Source organism: Bradyrhizobium sp. sGM-13 (assembly GCF_018398875.1).
Lineage (GTDB): Bacteria > Pseudomonadota > Alphaproteobacteria > Rhizobiales > Xanthobacteraceae > Bradyrhizobium.
Genome location: NZ_JAGWDK010000036.1, coordinates 22,442 through 41,862, shown reverse-complemented (window position 1 = coordinate 41,862; position 19,421 = coordinate 22,442). Strand labels below are relative to the sequence as shown.

Here is a 19,421-nt window from a genome sequence, read left to right as displayed (position 1 = left end):
CGAGCCGCACGACCCCGCGCCAGTTGGGCACGGGGAGCGTCAACCGCACTCTCCCCCCAACAGCTTCCTAGGAACCAGTCGGGCCCTCCCAAGTTCATAGGCTCGCGCTGCCGGCCACGTGCGGCAGCGCAGACAATACGTGATCAACGATAAGGCGGTCAGCCGCGGCCCCTCCCGGTGGCAAGACCGGCCCGTGCTACACGAACGGAGAGATCAAATGAGAATTGCGCAAATTGCCCCGCTGTTCGAGAGCGTGCCGCCGCGGCTCTATGGCGGGACCGAGCGGGTCGTTGCCTACCTGACCGAGGAGCTGGTCCGGCAGGGGCATCAGGTGACGCTATTTGCGAGCGAGGATTCCATCACTTCCGCCGAGCTCGTTCCCTGCACGCCCCGCGCCCTGCGCCTCGATCCCGACGTCCGCGATGCCCTGCCCCACCACATGGTCATGCTCGACAAGGTGCGCGAGCGCGCCGACGAGTTCGACGTTCTGCATTTCCACGTCGATTATCTGCATTTCCCGCTGTTCCGGTGCGAGCGCAGCCGGACACTGACGACCCTTCACGGCAGGCAGGACCTCGCCGATCATATGCCCTTCTACCGGCGCTTTTCCGACATGCCGCTGGTCTCGATATCGAACGCCCAGCGGACGCCGCTCCCGGGCGTAAACTTCGTCGACACCGTCTATCATGGGCTACCGGTCGGCCTGCACACGCCCAGCCTCGACCGGCACGACCGCTATCTCGCCTTTCTTGGCCGCATCTCGCCGGAGAAACGGCCCGATCGCGCCATCGCAATTGCCCGCGCGGCGGGCCTTCCGCTCAAGATCGCAGCCAAGGTCGACAAGGCGGACGACGCGTATTTCCGCGACGTCATTGCACCGATGCTCGACGGCGGCGGGATCGAATTCATCGGCGAGATCAATGACAACGCCAAAGGCGAATTTCTCGGCCAGGCCGCCGGGCTGCTGTTCCCGATCGACTGGCCCGAACCCTTCGGCCTGGTGATGATCGAGGCGATGGCATGCGGCACGCCTGTGCTGGCATTCCGTTGCGGATCGGTGCCGGAAATCATCGAGGATGGGCTGACCGGCCGGATCGTCTCCGACGTCGATGAGGCGGTGCGCGCTGTTCCGGGGTTGCTGGCGCTGGACCGCAAGGCGATCCGCGCCCGCTTCGAGGAGCGGTTCTCCGCTGCGCGGATGGCAGCGGACTACGTCAAGATCTATCAGAAGATGCTGCGCCAGCACACCGCGCCGCAACTCGAACTCTCGGCGATGGCCGCACTTTCGGCCGCCGCCAACGGGCACGGCTCCGAACCCCCGCTGGTTGCGCGCAAAGACAATTGAGCGCGGGGCTGGGTGGGTGCCGGCTGTCATCAGCAATCGTTCATGACTGCCGGCGACGGCTTGCGGGTGCCCTCACTGGATGAGATTGGGTTTCAGTGAGACAGGGAAATAGGGACCGCGAGCGAGTTCACCCCGATCCGCAAACCAAACCGACGCCCGACCCAGATAACGCGAGGGAGGCCGGCAGCGGGCCTCCCTCGCCGAGCATCAGGCCGTCACGCGAGGAGGGCTCTGGTGCAGATACCAGAGTCGCAGAGCCGCAACGGCCGCCACCACGATCCCGGCGATGACGTGAAGTGTCGTGGTGGTCTGGTTGGCCGAGAATTGCACCACCCATGGCGACAGGGCCACCCAAACGCCGGCGGCAAGCGTTAGCCACTCCTGCCATTCTGCGAATACCGCCAGCGCTGCTACCGCAAGCGCAGCGATCAGGATGCCACTCAGCCAGGCATTCGAGTTAGTGGGACTTTCAGCGGCGAACCCTAAGGCCCACGGCGACACGAACAAGCCCAGGCCGATCACGAGGTTGACCACATCGGTAATCATATCCTTTTTCCAGACGGTGTTCATGGTTGCAACTCCTTACATTGGCTCCTTTCATTGTTGATTGACAGCACCTCGCGGGCGAGAGCGCGAGACTTCCCGCCCGCGTCCCGCCGTTACTTGCCGTTGATGGCGATCCGTTTCACCTTGTGCTGCGCGGTCGGTAACTTCGGCAGCGTCACGGTGAGAACGCCATTCTTGAACGAGGCCCCGACATTGTCCTGATCGACATCATCGACCGGGACGGAACGCTCGAAACGCCCGTAGTAGCGCTCGCTGAAGCGACGCTCCTTGTCTTCGGTCTCGCTCTTCTTCTCACCACTGATGGTCAACATACCGTCCCTGAGTTCGACGTTGACGTCCTTCTCTTCGAGACCGGGAAGTTCAGCAATCACTTTGACTTCCTTCTCGGTCTCGCTGACCTCGACGTTCGGCCAACCCATCGCGTGGGAGCTGAACGGAGCGATGTCGAACGAGCGGAACGCATCGTCGAACAGCCGATTCATCTCGCGATGAAGCGCGAGGAACGGAGTGGGTTCATTGCGGTGCAGGCTCAGATCACGAGAGCCGTTGTTCCACGGAATGAGATCGCGTAGTGCCATAGTTCCTCCTTTCTGTTCTTCGTGTTCAGTGGACAGAGATCACCCGCGCGCGGCCGAGCCGCGCACAGGTGGTTCGACAGCCTTGACGGGCCTCCGTTAGGCTGCCCGCTTCTGTTCGGTTTGCTGGTTTTCGATTTGCTGGTTGTCGCTGCCGGCGGTTTCGATCGCGATGCGACGCGGCTTCATCGCCTCCGGCACTTCCCGAACCAGTGCGATCTTCAGCATACCGTTCTCAAAGGTCGCGTCCTTCACCTGGACATAGTCCGCCAGGTTGAATGCGCGGCGGAACGGCCGCATCGAGATTCCCTGGTACAGGTAGTCGTGAACACCCTTGTTGGCCTTGCGGCCCTCAACCGTGAGCGTCGATTGCTCCGCGGTGATGGTGATCTCTTCCGGGCTGAAACCGGCCAGCGCCAGCGAAATCTGGTACTGGTCCTCGCCGGTACGCTCGATGTTGTACAGCGGATAAGTGTCGCTGTCGTTCACCGTGTCGTTGACGAGGTCGAACACGCGATCGAACCCGACGCTTGAACGCCAGAACGGGGATAGATCGTAGGTTCTCATAGCCACATCCTCCTTTGAGCAACATGGATAGGAGCTACGCCGGACATTTCCGGCGGCCTTGGCCGGACCCTGACGGCATCCGGCGCCACACCTGTGGCACCACATGAACTAGAAGGGCTCGATTTGGTTTCAAGGGCACAACCGGCGCGCATGTTTCATTTTTTCACGGCCTAGCTCGACCTTCGAAAGGCGATGTGCGACCTCAGCCGCCGCCGTCGTAACGGCGGTCTCAAACGATGGTCAGCTGCTGCCCCCCCCCCCGCGAGCCGCGTCCGAGCGTCGCACCTCTTGACGTCGCATGGCGCTTCCCTAAATCGCCCGCCGCCAAGGCCTGGGCAGGACTGGCGGGCCGGATCCGGCATGGAGAAGGCGCTTGGGTGTCCACGTTGCTTTCAGGAGGATGTGGTTATGAAGATGACAGATCACGCCCAGTCGGTGCTGCGTTGGAGCACGGCAATCGTCCGTCGGCTGGAACGACTGGCCGATCGGATCGCGACGGCATCCAGGAACTGGCGCATCAGGCTCTCTCCTCGCAAGCGCTAACGCTGGTGGAAGAACGATGCGCGGTCTACTCGCAGTATTCGTCCTATTCGCCATGCTGTTCAGCGCAACCGAAGCGGCCAGTGCGCAACGGAAAAAGCCGAAGCAGCTTGGCAGTGCGAATGCCGCGGTTCAGACGGAAGCGCCGGAGCCGCCGGTGTCCGGTCGGAATACAAGGTCCAACCGAGCAACCACCGTGGTGATCCCGCCCTTCCGAGCCGAGGAGGTTGTCCCGGATATCTGCAGGGGGTGCTCTTCCTGACCGGCTGTCGATTTGGTCGCGCTGGACGGATCAATGACGTATGGCGGCTTGATAGATGCCAAGCCGCGAGCGGTTTTCCTTCGCCAGAAGTGGGAGGGAGAAAATGGAGAGGGTTGGAATTGACGGATTGAAAACGACGACACGAGATGCGGCATTCGCCGCGAACGACAATCATGTGCCGGACCGGCGCTTGACCCCGTCCCTCTTTCCAAGGGATGCGGTAGCGCGCATTTTTCGGCCCACACGATCGGTAATGACCTCGGGAAAGGCCGGCACCGAGGGCTGGCGGCTCACCTTCGAGCGCCGCAGCGCCCCCTACGTCGAACCCCTGATGGGATGGACCGGAGATGATGACCCGCTCGCGATCGTCGAACTCAGCTTCCCGACGCTCAGGTCGGCGATCCGCTACGCCGAGCGGCAGAAACTTCCGTATGTCGTCGAGGCGACCGAAGAGCAGAACGCAAACCAGCGACAGTCGGTGTCGCGCAAGATGAAGCATGCCTTCTCGGATGAGACCCTCGAACGCCTCGGCCTCGGTTCCCTTCAGGAGAGCTATGACAAGGCCATTGCCGGCGCGGAAGCCCGGCACGATCAGCGTGGCGAGGAAGGCTGGGCTTGGCCCATGGCGGTGGTGTGCGATCCGAGCCTGTCGCTGGATGCGAAACGCTCGATCCTGATCGACTGGGCCTGGACTGAATATTTGATCGACCAGACGACCATGAAGGCATGCCGGAGAATGGCCGGCCCTCGCGCCTTCACGAGGTCGAACTTGCGCTGCTGGCTCTCGAGCGCGGCAACGCTGCGGCGGAGCACGCCAGGCTGGCGCCAGCGCAAACGGCTCCCCCCAGCCGTCGCGGCGTAAGGCGTCATGGACCGGTTGAGGCAGCCAGGGGCCTGCACCGGCACACCGCTGACCGCCTTCGGCTTTCAAGCCAATCTTCAACGGAACAATCCGCTAGCAACGACATTTTGTGAACGCTCCGGCTTGATGCGCTTGGGCGCCGTTTCCGGGCCCGGCACATGCTCGGTAGCTCGCACCCACTTTGCTCTGAGGAGGAATTGGATATGAGCACCCTGTCAGTTTTATCGAACCTACCTTCGCTTCACTCGGAAGGCGGGCTCTCCCGTTACCTCACCGCTATCAGAAAATTTCCGCTGCTGAGTGCGGCCGACGAGGCCATGTGCGCGCGCCGCTGGCGCGAACACGGCGACCGCGAAGCGGCCTATCGCCTGGTGACAAGTCACCTCCGGCTGGCTGCGAAGCTGGCGCTACGTTATCGCGGCTATGGCCTTCCCATCGCCGACCTGATCTCGGAGGCGAATCTGGGCCTGATGCATGCGGTGAAGCGGTTCAAACCCGAAAAAGGCGTTCGGCTCGCCACCTATGCAATGTGGTGGATCAAGGCGACTGTCCACGAGTACATTCTGAGGTCCTGGTCGTTGGTGAAAATTGGCACCACCGCCGCCCAGAAGAAGCTGTTCTTCAACCTGCGAAAACTGAAAAGTCGGATTTCCGCAGGCGAGGACGGCGATCTGTCGTCCGAGCAGGTCAAATACATCGCCGACGAACTCGCGGTCGATTCCCGCGATGTCGTCGAGATGAATGGGAGGATGCGAGGTGACATTTCGCTCAACCTGCCCAAGACCCGGAAGGACGGTTCCGAGGAAATGCAGGACTGCCTGGTTGATCCAGCGCCAGATCCCGAAAGCCTATTGTCGGAAGCACAAGATCGCGACCAGGTAAGGAGCGCATTGAAAGACGCGCTTGCCGGCCTGATGCCTCGCGAACAGCATATCATCGGAGCACGCTTCCTGACCGAACAGCCGAAAACCCTGGAGGACCTTGGCGCCACCTTCCGCGTGTCCCGCGAGCGGATCCGCCAGATCGAGGTTCGCGCTTTGCAAAAGATCAAGGCCACGCTGCGCGCCCGCCTCGGCGGAACGCTTCCCAATGATGGGCGCTTGAGGCTGCCGCCAACTTCCGGCGCCATTCGATTAGCTTAAAGCAAAGCAGGGCGAGCACCGAGCTTGGGTGCTCGCCCCAGCCTGCGAAGAAAGTCTCCCCACCCTCCGCCAGTTGCGGGGGCGCATCGATCGAGGAACAACTCACGAAGTCGCGTTTTGAATCGACGGTGTGCCTGGTTCGAGTTTCGCAAATGCGTACGCCGTCCATCGTGCCGGAAGGTGCAGACCACGACGTCTACCTCGTGCTGGACGATCTGGGTCGGATTGGACGGGTATGGCGCGAGACCAGCGAGGAGAGTACCGGGCGGGCCACGCTGATCCGCGAACTGCTCGAAGGCCAGTACGTCAATCCGGTACGCATCGTCGCCTTCAACATCACCGGGGGATGGTCGCGCGACGTGACGAGCGAAATCGCCGACGAACTACGCGAGCGATGCATCGATCTCGACGAGGTACCGGTCGGCCTCGAAGACTTCCTGGAACGGGCAAGGCAAGCCACTTAGGCCCCGTTGGCCAGGGCGAGCGGCGGCTGCCGTGGCTCCTTCAGTAGCGACGCCTAGATGCCGTTCTCATCGACCACCGCCGGCCGTGATACGACGTAGGCGGCACAGGCAAGGAACATGACCGCCACACCTACGGCAAGCGGCAAGGACGGGTCGACGCTGTACCAGAACACGAGAAACCCGATCGTCATTCCCACGCAAGCCATGGCCTTGGCCGACCGCGGAATGGCTCCGGCGGCGCGCCAATCCCGCAGCGGTTTGCCAAATGTCGGATGATCCAGCAGCCATGCCTCGAACCGCGGCGACGAGCGCGCAAAACACGCCACTGCAACGATCAGGAAAACCGCCCCCGGCATCAGCGGCATCACCAGGCCGATCACGCCGAGCGCAACCATCACCCAACCGAGGCTGAAGTAGATGATGCGCATCAGACCTGCCGCCTGTCCTTCCCGTCAAACAAAGACCGCTCGCTTCCCGTTCATGCCACGGCTTGGCTAGCCGTAGCTCGCGGCCACGAGCCCGCCTTCGCCCGCCGGGCTTCGGCGCGGCAGCCTTCCCTCGCTTTGCGAGCGAAGGCTGGAGCGGGTGAAGGGAATCGAACCCTCGTATTCAGCTTGGAAGGCTGCTGCTCTACCATTGAGCTACACCCGCGCTGGCGTTGACCTAACACGACGCGCAGGCGGCCTCAACCGTCCCGCCGCCCCTGTCCGCATGTCCTGTGCGGACCTTTCGACCAGGTCCACACCCCTTAACAGGGGCTGATTCGCCACTTATATTCGGGTTTCCATCAACAACGAAAGGAGGTGATCCAGTGTCTTATACCAAGCGCTGTCACCTCGCTGGGATCGCCCGCTAGGCTTGTCTTTTGGCCTGGCATCGGGGCGCTCTCAGCCCTGGACCAGCGAGCACAACAGTTGGGGCGCGACGGGAGTTCTCCCGCCGCGCCTTTTTATTTCTTAAATGTCCTCGAAAGGCCGCCAGTCCGGTCCGCCCTAAAGGAGAAAGCGATGCTCTACGCCATGCTGGCCTATCACGTCGAAGCCGAGGTCACATCCTGGACGGCGGAGGAGGACGCGGCCCTGATGAGCGAACTGCTGGCCGTGCATGAACGGCTCAACGCCAAGAAGGTGCTCGGGCCGGCGGCGAGGCTGGGCGGCACGGCGGAAGCCCGCACCTTGCGTGGACCGGGCGCGGGAATGGTCATGGACGGGCCATTTGCCGAGACCAAGGAGCAGTTGCTGGGTCTGTACGTGTTGAATTGCGCCAACGAGGAGGAAGCGATCGCGATCGCCCGCGACCTGCGGCGCGCCAATCCGTCCGCCGTCTACGAAATCCGCCCGATCAGGCTTTATCTTCCCGGCGAAGCGTTGCCGGAAACCTCCAGCGGACCCGGTCAGGGCTGACGCTTCACCATACTGCACTGCAAGAGGCTCAAAACACGACACAATAATTGACTCGCTATTGGGGCCTCCGATGCCCACATTGAATGCATCACCGATAACAACCATGCCCGTGGGCGTCGGTGGCTGAGAGTGTTGTGCTCCCGCCTGCAAAGGAAAGGAGGGGTACGATGCCTCACTCAAAAAATCGTATTCTGTCCCGAGCAAGCCCTGTCGATCTCGAAGACCTCCGGCCGCATCTTCGCATTGTCGAAATGCAACGCGGCAAGGTCGTTGTGGAGAGCCGCGGGCGTGTCAATCAGGTGTACTTCCCGCACGGCGGCATACTTTCGTGCGTTGTTGAACTGGAGGATGGTTGGGCGATCGAAACCGGCATGATCGGAAACGATGGTGCTTTCGGGGCTGCACAAGCGATCGATAGCAAGGCGTCGCTGCATAAAGTGGTGGTCCAGGTATCCGGCCTTGCGAGCGTCGTGGATGCGGAGCACCTCAAAGCGGTTGCCCTGTCTTCCCCTGACTTGCTCGCACTGCTCATCAAGTACGAACAATTCCTCCTCGGGCAGGTGCAGCAGACGGCTGCCTGCAACGCGGTTCACACCGTTGAACAGCGGACCTGTAAGTGGCTAGTCAGGATGTGCGATCTGGTGGGCACCGAACTGCCGGTGACGCAGGAATTTTTGGCGCAGATGATGGGTGTGAGGCGAACCAGCGTCACCGGTGTTGCCAGCCACCTTCAAAAGGAGGGGCTGATCTCGTACAGCAGGGGCAAGCTAAGCATCCTGGACCAGGATCTCCTGCAGCGCCGCGCGTGCGAGTGCCACCGAACTGTTCGGGAGCTGTATGCTGCGGAGTTCGATGACACCGAACGAGCAGCGCTTCCGTTCCGCCCGAGCACCTGTCGTTGAATTTCGGGGTTGGCCTAGCCGTAGCTCGCGGCCACAGCCCGCCTACGCCCCTTCGCACTTCGGCGCGGCAGCCTTCGCTACTACGATCGGGCTTGCCTAGCCGTAGCTCGCGGAGCGAGCGAAGGCTGGTGGGGAAGGAAAGATTCGAACCTTCGAAGCCATACGGCGGCTGATTTTTTTGTCATTCCCGCCCTCCGCCACATGCGCGGGCAATTTCAAGCGCGGGTAGAGAGCGCTTGGCAGTGATCTAAAAAAGAACGTTCGCTGGGGCGGCGCGTTTCGCGCTATGGATATCATGTACTGGATTGCTGGTTCTGCCGTCTTGGTCGTGCTTGCCGCGATCTCCATCGCCATCATCCGGTCAATCCGCTGAGTGTTCCCGATATCCCTCAGCTCGTCGCGCTGATCTATTGTTCATCCGCCTTTGGCTTACCCGTCAATTCGAGCGCCTGCTCGCCATGCATATGCGCCATCACTCGGCGGCTCAGGATAAGAACGGTCATAATTAGCAGGCATCGCATCAGTGCGCGATTTCCTCAGGCTAAAAAAGGGGGCCAGCGAACCCGCTGGGCTTTTTTTTGCGCTGGCCGGGCGGGCTCAATCGAACTGCCAGTCTGGAAATAGGTGTGTGAAGCGCTTGCGGAGAATCCCGTAACACTCGCATGCCCGATCCCGCAGAATATCGAGCCGAAGTATCCGGATATGGCCGCGGCTGGTGTCGATTATACCCTCGGCACTGAGATCGCCACAGATTTGATTGACCGTGGTCCGCTGAACTCCCAACATTCGGGCCAGGAAATCCTGCGTGAGTTGCAGGTCATCTACGCCGGACTGATCACGCGCGTTTGCTAGCCAGCGGCATAGACGCGGGTGCACCTGATGGATCGCGTTGCACGCGGTGGACTGTCTACCCTCGGCAATGAAAAGGGCATGATGCCGGTTCACTATGGTGCGCAGTTTGTCGTGAGAGCGATATGCCCGGATGAACGCTGCCGAATTCATGCGGGATGCAGCGGTGTCAAGCTCAACAGTTGCCTGATCGATGGCGTCTTGAACGTCCAGAGCGACCGCTGAGCACACAATGCTATCGCGGCCGATCAACGACACCTCGGCTGTTTGGCCTGACTCCATTGTAACGACCAGCGAGATCAATCCGCCGTGTGGGAAAAACACGTAATCGACCGGTTCATCGGGCCGGTAGAGCACCTCACCTTTCACGAGCGGGACACGTTGAAGTTCTGGTTCGAGGAGCTCCCGCGCATCGGCCGGCAGTGAAGCGATCAGGCGATTCATCTGGCTTCGCCCCCTTATTAGGCTCCCTCCAACTTAGCAGTTTTGCGCGGCTGCGTCGTCGGGTCTGATGCATCATCCCGCATCGCGAGTTTCCATTCGGCCGGGCAAGAAAAATAAGAACGATTGCTAGTCCCGGTGCCGCCGCTGGGGGCCCCTCTCGCCTGAGCCGCCTTACTTCTTCTGATCGGCAAGTGAATTTTCCAACGGCCTGGGAGGTTGCAAGCCGGGCGAGCTCAGCCACTCGTCAAGGTGAGCGGTCGTATCAGCTTCTCGGGCCCGCTGTAGAAGCCGTTCGCGGTCAGTCCCGGGAGGCAGCGTATCTGCCGCCGCTTTGAGGCGTTGAGCCTCTTCCGCCAGCCGCTCTTTGAGGGTTTTCTCGTGTTCGAGCGTCTACGCTGTTGAGTCATTGGATCCTCTTGTGGCACTGCCAAGCTACAGGACCGTTGCTCTAATTTTGCCTGTTCGGTTGCCAGCGGAAATCGCAAGTCCTTCCTGTGCATCGGCTGCTTCGCGATCGCTCTATCAATAGCGATTTCCGCAAAGCGAATTGCGAGAGCGCGACTCAACTCCGACCCGGATCTTGGCCGGTTACCGGGAACCTGCACGGTCCACTTCCAGCCAGTTGGGGTTGGCCATCTGCACAACGGGATGCCCTTGTATTCCATCAAAGTTAACTAGCCGCCGTCAGTCTAGTTTCGTCCGGTTCTGAAACAGACCAGGGAAATAGACAGCGCTCGTCGCAGAACTTTTCGTAGCTACTGGGGGCGCCTGCTCGTCATGCATATGCGCCATCACTTGGGCGAGGTCGCGCATTCGACCAGTGCGTCGGAAACCGGACAGTTTCCGAGATGTTCGATCACCGGCCGGTCGCGATTGTCGATGTCGGCCGGTGTTGCGCGGGATTTTCATCTGATCTCTCCAACGCCTGGCGCACGGCGTGGTTGACGGTGGAGCGATCGCGCCGCTCTGCCGGCGGCAACGACATGACCGCGTGGTGAATGTCGGCGGAATGGTGAGCGGGCTATCCAGCGGCTTCTCTGCCCATCGCCAGACCCGATCAAAGGCATCCATCTACAGATCCTCCCGTAGGCCCTTGAAGAATGGATGCCTCACCTTGCCCTCGGCCGACTTCGCCCGGTATTCGATCTCGGCCATCAGCTCCGGCTCGACCCAGATTCCCCGGTGAGCGATTTCGGCGGCTGCAGTGAAGAAGGCGGTCAAGAAAGGTGGGCACCAGCCGAACGGGGGTCGAGCGGCGGCTCGGACGTTAGGAACGGCTCGACAGAATTCGAGTTTTGGGTCGCAAAAGGTCAGGCTGACCACTTGTCTTCTTCGCGCCTGTCTTCGTTTTCGTTAAGGCGCTCTGCGATTTCGGCAGCGACGGCGGGAGTCTCCGCATCTGCGATGGGAGTACCATCCTGCTTCTTTATCTTCTGACCTTCGACATCTACGGGAAAATCTTCGGGGCTTAGTGGCTTCTTTGAATTCAGTATCATGTCCTTCCTCCCTGCGTTGCGCCGGGCGATTGCTGCTCTAGCTTAGGTTCTACGCGAGGAATGGTTCCTATCGCGCTGATGTTGCGTCCACGCATTTTGCCGCAGCAAAAAATAGGAACGGGGCAAAGCCTGAAAAATTACCGGTGCTTCCATGGTTGCAAGGAGAACCACCATGAGAATATCAGCGATCGCGTTAGTGTTGTTCTTTGGGCTCGGCTCAACGTTGGCTGTCGCCCAAGGTGCCGGAGGAGCCGGGGGCGCGGGCGGTGCAGGCGCGGGTGCCGCGGGTGCCGGCGCAGGTAGCGGAGGCGCCGGTGCCGGCGGCGCAGGAAGCGGAGGCGCCAGTGACGGCAGCGCGGGCGGAACCGGTTCTGGCGGTGCTGCCGGCGGAGGGGGCCCGCCCGCCCGAGTTGACAGCACCCGTAGCCCTGCCGACGTGAGGACGCCAGACGATGAAATGAAAAGGCCGAGGAAGTAAATCGGCCGACATTGCCGACCAGAAACATCTAACCGTTGAAGCCGGCATGGTGGCACCCGGACTAGTGCGTCAGGCAAATAGCTCAGCGCCGGGGGGGCGTGAAGGTGACGAAAGTCCCTGACTTATGCAGCGTGAGCCAGCCGCGGTCGATCGCGAGCTCGAGGCCAGCGGCGTACTCGGCCGGGCTGCCGCCATCTCGAAAAAGAAACGGCCCGTTGATTTTCTCGATACTAATACGGCCGTCCTGCACCGCCTCGACCGAGTTGGCGATCTCGAGGATCCGGCGGCGGCTTTTTTCCGGATCGGCAAAGGGGCTTATGGCGCTGGCCGAATTGCGCCAGCGGGCCGCGCGTGAAGGCTACTGTTATCAGCACGTCCAGGCGATCACGGTCGCGATCGATCAGTACGCTGAGAAGGCGCTCGGCAACCGCGATTATTTTCTCAACAAGCCCTACGGCGTAGCCTGAGACTCGAAAGACGACGGCAACGAAGAGGCCCGACTCGCGCAACTCGCCGGTCGAAGCAAAAAACTGTGTCGCGCTTCATTCTCTTCTGATGGTTGTTAGCGCCGGACGGGGTCTTTTGAAGAGCCTGTGGTGTTGGTGTCGCTCTTAACAGCACTGGAGGAACCAGCCCCAGCTGGCCCACCAGTCGCACCACCGGCGGCAGCGGCTGAGGCATCGCCCGAACCGGAGCCTTGTGCACTGTCCCGGGTGTCGCTGGGACCCGTCGCGTCGCCCTTGACTGCGGTGGAAGAACCAGCCCCGGCCGGTCCGCCCGTCGCGCCGCCGGCAGCAGCGGCATCGCTAGAACTACCAGCTTGTGCAAATGCGAGTGTGGACCCGAGCGTCAGGACTGACGCCAAAGCGATTGTCGTGAGCTTCATGGGTTGTCCTTTCATAATGATAGAACAACCAGCGCGTTTATTCGAACGTTCCGAGCAAACGCAAATCTCTTTAGGCGTGACCGCGGTGGTAAGGCCGGGCGCGTGTCGTCTGGAATCGTCGAGCGTCGGGCCCTCTATTAGGAACGATGTTGGCTTGAATGAGTCGATTCGGTGGCTTCCGGTTTGCGTCGCCAAACAGGCTCCCGCCGGAAGTGGACGGCTCTGGCGCATCTCGCTAGGGCCGTCTTGTTCACCCTGGCAAGCACTTCCTACCGCGACAGCCTGGCGCGAACGAAAATAATTGCGGCCACGGTTACGAAGACCATGGCGCGCTTGCCGAGTTGCGGCAGCGGGCAGCGCGAGAGGGCTACCGCTATCAGCACGTTCAGGCGATGACCGTCGCAATCGATCGCTACGCGAAGGCACTAGGTAACCGCGACTATTTCTCAACAAGCCTTACGGCGTCGGCTAACTGGCACCGCGAAATCAACTTAGGATATTGGGTTCGGAATACCGACAGTACCGTTCGCTGCTGCGTGAACACATCATGAAGCCGCGATTGCTTACGGCCCCGAAGGGCTTAGCGGAAATCGTTTCAACAAAAACAAGGTGGTGGGGAAGGAAGGACTCGAACCTTCGAAGCCATACGGCGGCTGATTTACAGTCAGCCATCTTGTGGTTTCAACGATTACCACGAAGCCCCACTGGGACAAAAAATTCTCTTCCAATCAAGGATATAGCTCCCTATTGATAGCTGATTACATCTCCCGAAATACCACTACAGCTAGGTATTTTGTGGGGCTTAGAGTGGGGCTTGAAAGGGGGAGCTAATGAAAAGACCGCTTACTGCGTTGGCGATCGAGCACGCAAAACCGCGAGCGAAGCGCTACGCCCTGCCCGATATCGGTCATCCGGGCTTGCGGGTGCTGGTGTATCCGTCGGGAGTGCGGACGTTCGTCTACAGGTTCCGACGGGGTGACAAGCAAGACGTGACTGTAGTGCTTGGCCCTGCAAGCGGTCCCGGCGCGCTTACGCTTGTACAGGCCCGTGAGGCGGCTGGTGATGCACGCCGACAACGCGCAATGGGCGCGGACCCGGCCGACCAGAAGCGCGCTACGCGCAAGGCGGAAGCCGCTAGGATCGCTGCGGAGGAGAAGGAAGCCCGGCGCCGGGAGGACACGGTCGCGAACGTGCTCGTGCGCTACTACGGCGACCACGCCGATGGATTGAAGTCCGGCCGGGAGGTGCGGCGGGTTCTCGACAAGGAATTAAAGGGTTGGGCCAAGAGGCGCGTGGACGACATCCAGCGCAGCGATGCAATCCGGGTTCTCGACACGGTCAAGGCGCGTGCGCCGATCCAGTCGAAGCGGCTCCGCGCGTATGGGCGGCACTTCTTTCAATGGTGCATCACCAAAGAACTGGTCGAAAAGAACCCGTTTGACGGAACCGCTGTCGTCAAAGAAGTTTCGCGTAAACGAATCCTGACCAACGGTGAATTGCGGCTCTTGCTGCGGGCAATCGAACGGCTCGAATGGCCCCGGCGTCAATTCGCCCATCTGCTCTTGCTGACGGCGCAGCGGTTTAGCGAGGTCGCCAACATGGAATGGTTGAAACTCGACCTGACCAGCGACGCGCCATTGTGGACCCTCCCAGACTCGAAGAACGGCAACCCTCATATCGTCCCCCTTGCCCCGGTCGCTGTCGAGATTCTGACCAGCATGGACCAGATCAAGGACTCGCCCCGTGTGTTCCCCTCGTTCTCTGCCACCCACGCCAAGGCGCGCATTGACGAAGTGATGCTGGAGATCGCGCGAGAAGACGCGGCGGCGGTCGGTGACGATCCAGACGAAGTTAGAATCGAGCCCTGGCGACTTCACGATTTGCGACGCACGGCCGCCACCACCATGCCCAATCTGGGGATAGAGGTTGGAGTGGTTGAACGGGTGCTGAACCATCAAATGCGCGGCGTGATGGCGGTCTATCAGCTTCACACCTTTGCTGCCGAGAAGCGGCACGCGCTTAACTTATGGGCGGACTTCCTCGCCAATCTGATGGTGGCGCGCGAGTCGAATGTTGTGCAGTTCAAGGCGTTAGAGGGCTGACCGATGGCACTACTCCCCGATTTGGTCGGCAATGAGATTGCCGAAATGACTGATTTTTTCGAGCGGACCAAGAATCCAGCGGCGGCTTGGCGGGCATACAGTCTTGCTCAAATATACACCCGGCCCGTGCCGCGCGTGATTCAGGCTGAGGTTGATCGTTTTGCCGCATGCGTGAGCGAGGCTGCTGGAAAGGTAATTCAGAATGAGTTTGACTTGCTTGCGGCTACATCGCGGCCCCCGAAAGAAAATCTGGAGGACCAGAAGAAGAACAGGACGGCCAACCATAAAGACCGCATTGTCAATTTTCGCGCGAAAGAACTCTACGCTGCGTGGCGCGGCAAGGCCCACGAAAATCCCGTTGGGCAACTGCAAATCGAATGGCGCGACATTCGGATATTCGGAGCACTTCAGTCGTTGACCGCAAGAGGTGTGAGACCTGGACGCGCTCGGCAGATCGTCAAGGACAGCGGATATGCGGGCCTTGAACTCGACCAAATCGAGAAAATCTGGAAACGCCTGAAGACGAAGTTGCAAAAAAGTCAATCCATCACCCACGGTGACGGATGATCCCTTGATGTGAAGGATAATCCTTTGATTTTGGGTGGTATCCGTTAGCGACTTTCTACCCAGATTTTCTCGCTCCTATTCGGTACTTCTTGAGATGTCACCAACCCCAAGAGGACCAACATGAAGCAACTGATTAAGTCGGAAACCGTGCGAGGAAAGCTCGACATGCCGCGCTCAACGTTTGAGCGGCACGTGAAGCTGCGCACGAATAGCCTGCCCTCCCCGATCTATATTGGACGCTCGCGTTTTTTTGATGCGGCAGAAATCGACGCTTGGATGGCCGGGTTCACCAGCCATCCCGCGAACGATGCGTAAGTGCATGACAATGACTGACATCACCGATGAACCCGCCTATTTGATCGAACTCGCGGAAGTTCTTGAAGCTTCCGAAGAAACCACGCTCGGACCGACTGACGGCCATCTGGCGGCGGTCGCCCTCCTGCACTATGCCGCGTTTTTGGACGCCAACACGCCCTTGTCGGCCTCCTAAGTCAGCGCTTTCACGGGCATTAACTTCTCTCAACAAAACCTCAACATCGCCATCACGCGGTATCCGCCGCGTGATGGCTGAGCTGCGCCCGATCGGGCAAAAATCGCTTGAAAAGAGATTCAACCGATCCCTAGCGAGTGGTGAAATCTGCTCAAATCCGAACACTCGAACAAATGAGGCATTCTAAAATGAGCAATGATGATTTTCTTTTTTCGGAAGCTGAGTACGCCGAGTTCGTTGGTAAGTCTCATGCTTGGGCGCGTCGTGAGCGGCGGCTTGGTCGTTCCCCTGCGTATACGTTGATCGGTCGGACGCCGAAATATTCCCGTCAGGACATCGCGGCGTGGATGCAGGCGAACCGCATCACGCCCGGCGGCAAGACCGCCGCATGACCCCACAAGCAAAACCCGCGCGCTGGCAGGCGGCGGGTGATGCAAAAACACGAAAAGGAAAGTCCGATGAGGTCCGATTTTTATAGCCCCGACTCGAAGTGCGCACAAGCGCATAGGGGATGGATTGCGTCTCCCGCGTACACGCCGATCACCGCCGACACCGTTCTCGGCGCTGCCCGCCAGTTCGACAAATACATGCGCCGCCAGTCGCGCCGCGACTACGAAATGCGCGTGTTTGAGGATGGCAGCGTCTTCTTCCGCAACACCGCGCAACCGACGTTGAGGCAGCTTCTCTCTCTCGCGGACATCCAAGCGGCGTCTCGCGACTTCTGGATGAGTCCGAGTCGCGCGCTTTGGCAGCACATCGCGGCGCTCTGGCTCTGAGCAATGTCCGATTCCTCCGCTTTCGAGCGCGCCGCGCTGGCGATGTACGGCAACGGGTACTCGCTGTTGCCTATTGTGCCGCATAATGCCCCGTTTGAGGGGCGGGGTAAGGCACCCGGCACCGATTACCCTATGGCGGGATGGCAGGATTACTGCACCGAACGCGCGTCGATTCATAAGACCGCCGCTTGGGGGCGGCGAGCCGATAGATGTGGCGGCGGGCTTGGCCTTGCTTGCGGATTTGGTGGCGTCGTTGTGATAGACATCGACTTCGAGCCCGCGATGGTCGCGCTGCTCGCGATGCTGCCGCAATCGAATGTGCAAAAGAAGGGCCACAAGGGCATCTCGCTCTTCTATCGCGGCAACACCGACGCGATCCGCTCGCGCAACTTCCGCACGCCCGAGCGCATCGGCCTTGTCGATCTACTCTCGGAAGGCAAGCAAACCGTCTTGCCGCCCTCGATCCATCCTGACACCGGCGAGCCTTACTATTGGTGGACGGACGACACGCTTCTTGACGTGTCCCTCGATCAACTGACCGAGTTGCCGGACGACATCGCCGAGCGCATCGGTGAAGCGCTGAAGGCGTATGGGTATGATCCCCAGGCGGACAGGCGCTATAAGCCGCATGGCGAGACTGTTGCGCTTGCCGGTGGTTCTGACGGGGGATCATTGTTTCGCGAGGCGAACAATGCGGCGCTCGCGAACTTGCATGCATGGGTGCCGTATCTCGGCTTGCAGCGCTGCTGTCGCGCCGGTGGTGGCTTCAAGGCCGTAGCCGAATGGCGAGCGTCCGGCACCGGCAGGGCGCTCCATTTGCGCGCTCTGAACCTATCGTTCAAGGCGGACGGCATTCGCGATTTCGGAGATGAACGCGGATACACGCCTATTGATGTTGTCATGGAAGCTCGCCGCGTGTCCGCGTCCGAAGCGCTGGATTGGCTGGCTCCCCGTGTTGGGGTGACGCTCGTCGACCCTGAGGCGTTGGCGCTCGCGGATCGCATCATTGCGGCCGCGATGAAAAAGAAAGCCTGACCGATGGCCAAAATCACTATCTTCCCCGCGCCGAACCCCAGCCCGGTCAACACCGTATCGCTGCGGGCCATCGGAGCGACTACGCCGGAACGGCCGCAATGGCTGGTGAAGCGTATGCTTCCGCTTAGCGGGGTTGCGCTGCTCTCCGGGCAGTATGCGGCGGGCAAGACTTTCGTTGGCGTTGACCTGGGTTTGTCGCTTGTGTTCGGCCGGGCGTTTCTAGGACGCCGCGTGCGCTCGGGCGGCGTTCTCTGGATTGCTGCCGAGGGTGGTGGCGAAGTTGACTCGCGGGTTGAGGGGGCCCGCGCAGGGAAGTTTCAAGACGGCCAAGCCGGCGAAATTCCGTTCTTTGTCACCGAGCCCCCGGCCGGGTTGTCGCAGCACAACATCATCACCTGGCTTGAGCATGCCGTTGCCGAGGCATCCTTGGAGTCTACCGATAAATTCGGCATCGACCTTCGGTTGGTTGTGATCGACACCCTCGCGGCGTGTTTCAATATCACCGACGAAAACGACAACGCCGAAGCGGCTCGCTTGATGAAAGAATTAGCCCGGGTTGGCAACGCCAGCGACGTGCTGGTCATGCCGATTGCCCACCACGGAAAGAACGCCGAGACCGGCGTTCGGGGCGCTTCGGCATACGGTGCTGGGGCCGATGCAATCCTGTCGGTGCTTGGCGCCACTGACCCTTTGTCCGGCAAGAGCTCCAAACGATCGCTGGCGTTGACCAAATCTCGGCGTGGCGGCACTGGCTCGCTGGGGTCATTTGAAGTGCGAAGCCATATGCTCGGTCTCGACGAAGACGGCGACCCGATGACCGCCGGCTATATCGAGTTCTTCGAAGGTGCCGGAGAAGCCGTCCCGCAGGCAGTGGTAGCTAAGGTGAAGAGCAAGATTCCGCGCGACTTCACCGAGGCGTTCAATGAGGCGCTGGCGGGCCACGGGCAGGATTATAGAATCCCCGAAGGTTCGACCGTCAAAGCCGTAAATGTAGCCGAGGTCCGGAACAAGTTTATGGCTAGGTATATCACTGGAAATCCGGAAACTACCACCTCCGCAAAATACAAGGCGTTCGATCGTGCGCTTGCTGCTGCAAAGGACGAGAATGTTATCGCCGGCATTGCCCACTCTCAAAACATTGCGATGATTTGGTCAATTCGGCCCTAAGTGGACAAAGTGGACGGGTTGGACATTCGTCCACTTTGTCCAACGGTCCAATGTCTACCCCCACACCACCCCCGAAGGGGTGTGGGGAGTGGACAAAGTGGACGAGTGGACAGGACCCTTAGGGTGAATGTCCACTTTGTCCACTTTCGTTGAGGTTTTTGTTAGAGGTGTTGCAGACCGCGAGGTCCAAGCAAGTTGTTTTCGCAAATAAGACACGGGTCAGATACGCGGCGGAATGGATCATCCTGTCAAGATCGGTCGGGAGACGGCAGGCCGCCTGAAGTTCTCAAACGTATTTTCGCCAGCACTGAAAACGATTGCTGCGTTCTTTGACGATCTGGGCCGTGAACCTATTAATCGACCGAACTGACGGCTCGCGAGAGTCCGCTATGCCCAGATAGCGATCAAATTCCGCATCGCAGCGAAATGACGCGATGGGCCAAACTCACACGTTCCCGTTGCCCCTCATTCGAGGCCAACGCGGTGGGCCATCTACAACAAC

21 protein-coding genes, 1 tRNA gene and 1 pseudogene are annotated in these 19,421 nt (G+C 60.3%); 15 read left to right on the top strand and 8 right to left on the bottom strand.

Annotated features, from left to right (window positions below):
• The first annotated feature begins 217 nt into the window (after positions 1-217).
• Entirely contained in the window at positions 218-1,345 is a 1,128-nt protein-coding gene (locus tag KJQ96_RS32800) for a glycosyltransferase family 4 protein (RefSeq protein ID WP_213290467.1), read from the top strand.
• A 207-nt stretch (positions 1,346-1,552) separates the two neighbouring features.
• On the opposite strand, the gene KJQ96_RS32795 is transcribed toward KJQ96_RS32800, so the two are convergent.
• The 3 genes from KJQ96_RS32795 to KJQ96_RS32785 all read right to left on the bottom strand — a co-directional run bounded on the left by KJQ96_RS32795 (position 1,553) and on the right by KJQ96_RS32785 (position 3,054).
• On the bottom strand, positions 1,553-1,915 hold the full coding sequence (locus KJQ96_RS32795; protein ID WP_213290466.1) for an SPW repeat protein: 363 nt from the start codon (positions 1,913-1,915) through the stop codon (positions 1,553-1,555).
• Between the two features lie 89 nt (positions 1,916-2,004).
• A complete protein-coding gene (locus tag KJQ96_RS32790) occupies positions 2,005-2,490 on the bottom strand; it encodes an Hsp20/alpha crystallin family protein (protein WP_213290465.1) in 486 nt (161 codons plus the stop codon).
• Between the two features lie 96 nt (positions 2,491-2,586).
• Entirely contained in the window at positions 2,587-3,054 is a 468-nt protein-coding gene (locus tag KJQ96_RS32785; RefSeq protein WP_213290464.1) for an Hsp20 family protein, read from the bottom strand.
• A gap of 1,055 nt (positions 3,055-4,109) precedes the next feature.
• Here KJQ96_RS32785 and KJQ96_RS32780 point away from each other — a divergent pair.
• From KJQ96_RS32780 to KJQ96_RS32770, 3 genes are all read left to right on the top strand, one after another.
• Positions 4,110-4,718, top strand: coding sequence for an NADH dehydrogenase ubiquinone Fe-S protein 4 (locus KJQ96_RS32780; protein WP_249734797.1), 609 nt, complete (start codon positions 4,110-4,112; stop codon positions 4,716-4,718).
• Positions 4,719-4,930: 212 nt separating this feature from the next.
• Positions 4,931-5,860, top strand: coding sequence for an RNA polymerase sigma factor RpoH (gene rpoH / locus KJQ96_RS32775; protein WP_213290475.1), 930 nt, complete (start codon positions 4,931-4,933; stop codon positions 5,858-5,860).
• 152 nt (positions 5,861-6,012) lie between these two features.
• Positions 6,013-6,324, top strand: a complete 312-nt coding sequence (locus tag KJQ96_RS32770) for a hypothetical protein (protein ID WP_213290463.1) — start codon at positions 6,013-6,015, stop codon at positions 6,322-6,324.
• A gap of 53 nt (positions 6,325-6,377) precedes the next feature.
• Here the strand turns inward: KJQ96_RS32770 and KJQ96_RS32765 are convergent, their stop codons facing one another.
• Positions 6,378-6,752 (bottom strand): YbaN family protein, encoded by a 375-nt coding sequence (locus tag KJQ96_RS32765; protein ID WP_213290462.1) that lies wholly within the window; start codon positions 6,750-6,752, stop codon positions 6,378-6,380.
• A gap of 149 nt (positions 6,753-6,901) precedes the next feature.
• Positions 6,902-6,975: transfer RNA gene (locus KJQ96_RS32760), tRNA-Gly, on the bottom strand.
• 356 nt (positions 6,976-7,331) lie between these two features.
• Here KJQ96_RS32760 and KJQ96_RS32755 point away from each other — a divergent pair.
• Together KJQ96_RS32755 and KJQ96_RS32750 are read left to right on the top strand one after the other, a co-directional pair.
• Positions 7,332-7,727, top strand: coding sequence for a YciI family protein (locus KJQ96_RS32755; protein WP_213290461.1), 396 nt, complete (start codon positions 7,332-7,334; stop codon positions 7,725-7,727).
• Positions 7,728-7,894: 167 nt separating this feature from the next.
• The gene (locus tag KJQ96_RS32750; protein ID WP_213290460.1) at positions 7,895-8,629 is read left to right on the top strand and encodes a Crp/Fnr family transcriptional regulator; all 735 of its coding nucleotides are present in this window, start codon (positions 7,895-7,897) and stop codon (positions 8,627-8,629) included.
• A 597-nt stretch (positions 8,630-9,226) separates the two neighbouring features.
• On the opposite strand, the gene KJQ96_RS32745 is transcribed toward KJQ96_RS32750, so the two are convergent.
• The 3 genes and pseudogenes from KJQ96_RS32745 to KJQ96_RS32735 form a co-directional block, all read right to left on the bottom strand.
• Positions 9,227-9,922, bottom strand: a complete 696-nt coding sequence (locus tag KJQ96_RS32745) for a Crp/Fnr family transcriptional regulator (RefSeq protein WP_213290459.1) — start codon at positions 9,920-9,922, stop codon at positions 9,227-9,229.
• A gap of 1,071 nt (positions 9,923-10,993) precedes the next feature.
• Positions 10,994-11,122 (bottom strand): annotated as a pseudogene (locus KJQ96_RS32740) (DNA ligase); the annotation flags it as partial.
• A 110-nt stretch (positions 11,123-11,232) separates the two neighbouring features.
• Entirely contained in the window at positions 11,233-11,418 is a 186-nt protein-coding gene (locus KJQ96_RS32735; RefSeq protein ID WP_213290458.1) for a hypothetical protein, read from the bottom strand.
• A 795-nt stretch (positions 11,419-12,213) separates the two neighbouring features.
• Here KJQ96_RS32735 and KJQ96_RS32730 point away from each other — a divergent pair.
• The 9 genes from KJQ96_RS32730 to KJQ96_RS32690 all read left to right on the top strand — a co-directional run bounded on the left by KJQ96_RS32730 (position 12,214) and on the right by KJQ96_RS32690 (position 18,919).
• A complete protein-coding gene (locus tag KJQ96_RS32730) occupies positions 12,214-12,363 on the top strand; it encodes a hypothetical protein (protein ID WP_213290457.1) in 150 nt (49 codons plus the stop codon).
• A gap of 1,270 nt (positions 12,364-13,633) precedes the next feature.
• On the top strand, positions 13,634-14,884 hold the full coding sequence (locus KJQ96_RS32725) for a site-specific integrase (RefSeq protein WP_213290456.1): 1,251 nt from the start codon (positions 13,634-13,636) through the stop codon (positions 14,882-14,884).
• Positions 14,885-14,887: 3 nt separating this feature from the next.
• A complete protein-coding gene (locus KJQ96_RS32720; RefSeq protein ID WP_213290455.1) occupies positions 14,888-15,451 on the top strand; it encodes a hypothetical protein in 564 nt (187 codons plus the stop codon).
• A gap of 120 nt (positions 15,452-15,571) precedes the next feature.
• Positions 15,572-15,766: an AlpA family transcriptional regulator gene (locus KJQ96_RS32715; protein WP_057839020.1), complete on the top strand. Its 195-nt coding sequence runs from the start codon at positions 15,572-15,574 to the stop codon at positions 15,764-15,766.
• Between the two features lie 10 nt (positions 15,767-15,776).
• On the top strand, positions 15,777-15,941 hold the full coding sequence (locus KJQ96_RS32710; RefSeq protein WP_213290454.1) for a hypothetical protein: 165 nt from the start codon (positions 15,777-15,779) through the stop codon (positions 15,939-15,941).
• Positions 15,942-16,129: 188 nt separating this feature from the next.
• Positions 16,130-16,333, top strand: a complete 204-nt coding sequence (locus KJQ96_RS32705; protein ID WP_213290453.1) for a hypothetical protein — start codon at positions 16,130-16,132, stop codon at positions 16,331-16,333.
• A gap of 39 nt (positions 16,334-16,372) precedes the next feature.
• The gene (locus KJQ96_RS32700) at positions 16,373-16,717 is read left to right on the top strand and encodes a hypothetical protein (protein WP_213290452.1); all 345 of its coding nucleotides are present in this window, start codon (positions 16,373-16,375) and stop codon (positions 16,715-16,717) included.
• A 3-nt stretch (positions 16,718-16,720) separates the two neighbouring features.
• Positions 16,721-17,752 carry a bifunctional DNA primase/polymerase gene (locus tag KJQ96_RS32695; protein ID WP_249734795.1) on the top strand — a complete coding sequence of 344 codons (1,032 nt, stop codon included), beginning with the start codon at positions 16,721-16,723 and terminating at the stop codon, positions 17,750-17,752.
• A gap of 3 nt (positions 17,753-17,755) precedes the next feature.
• Complete coding sequence (locus tag KJQ96_RS32690) at positions 17,756-18,919, top strand: AAA family ATPase (RefSeq protein WP_213290451.1); 1,164 nt, start codon at positions 17,756-17,758, stop codon at positions 18,917-18,919.
• Positions 18,920-19,421: the final 502 nt, after the last annotated feature.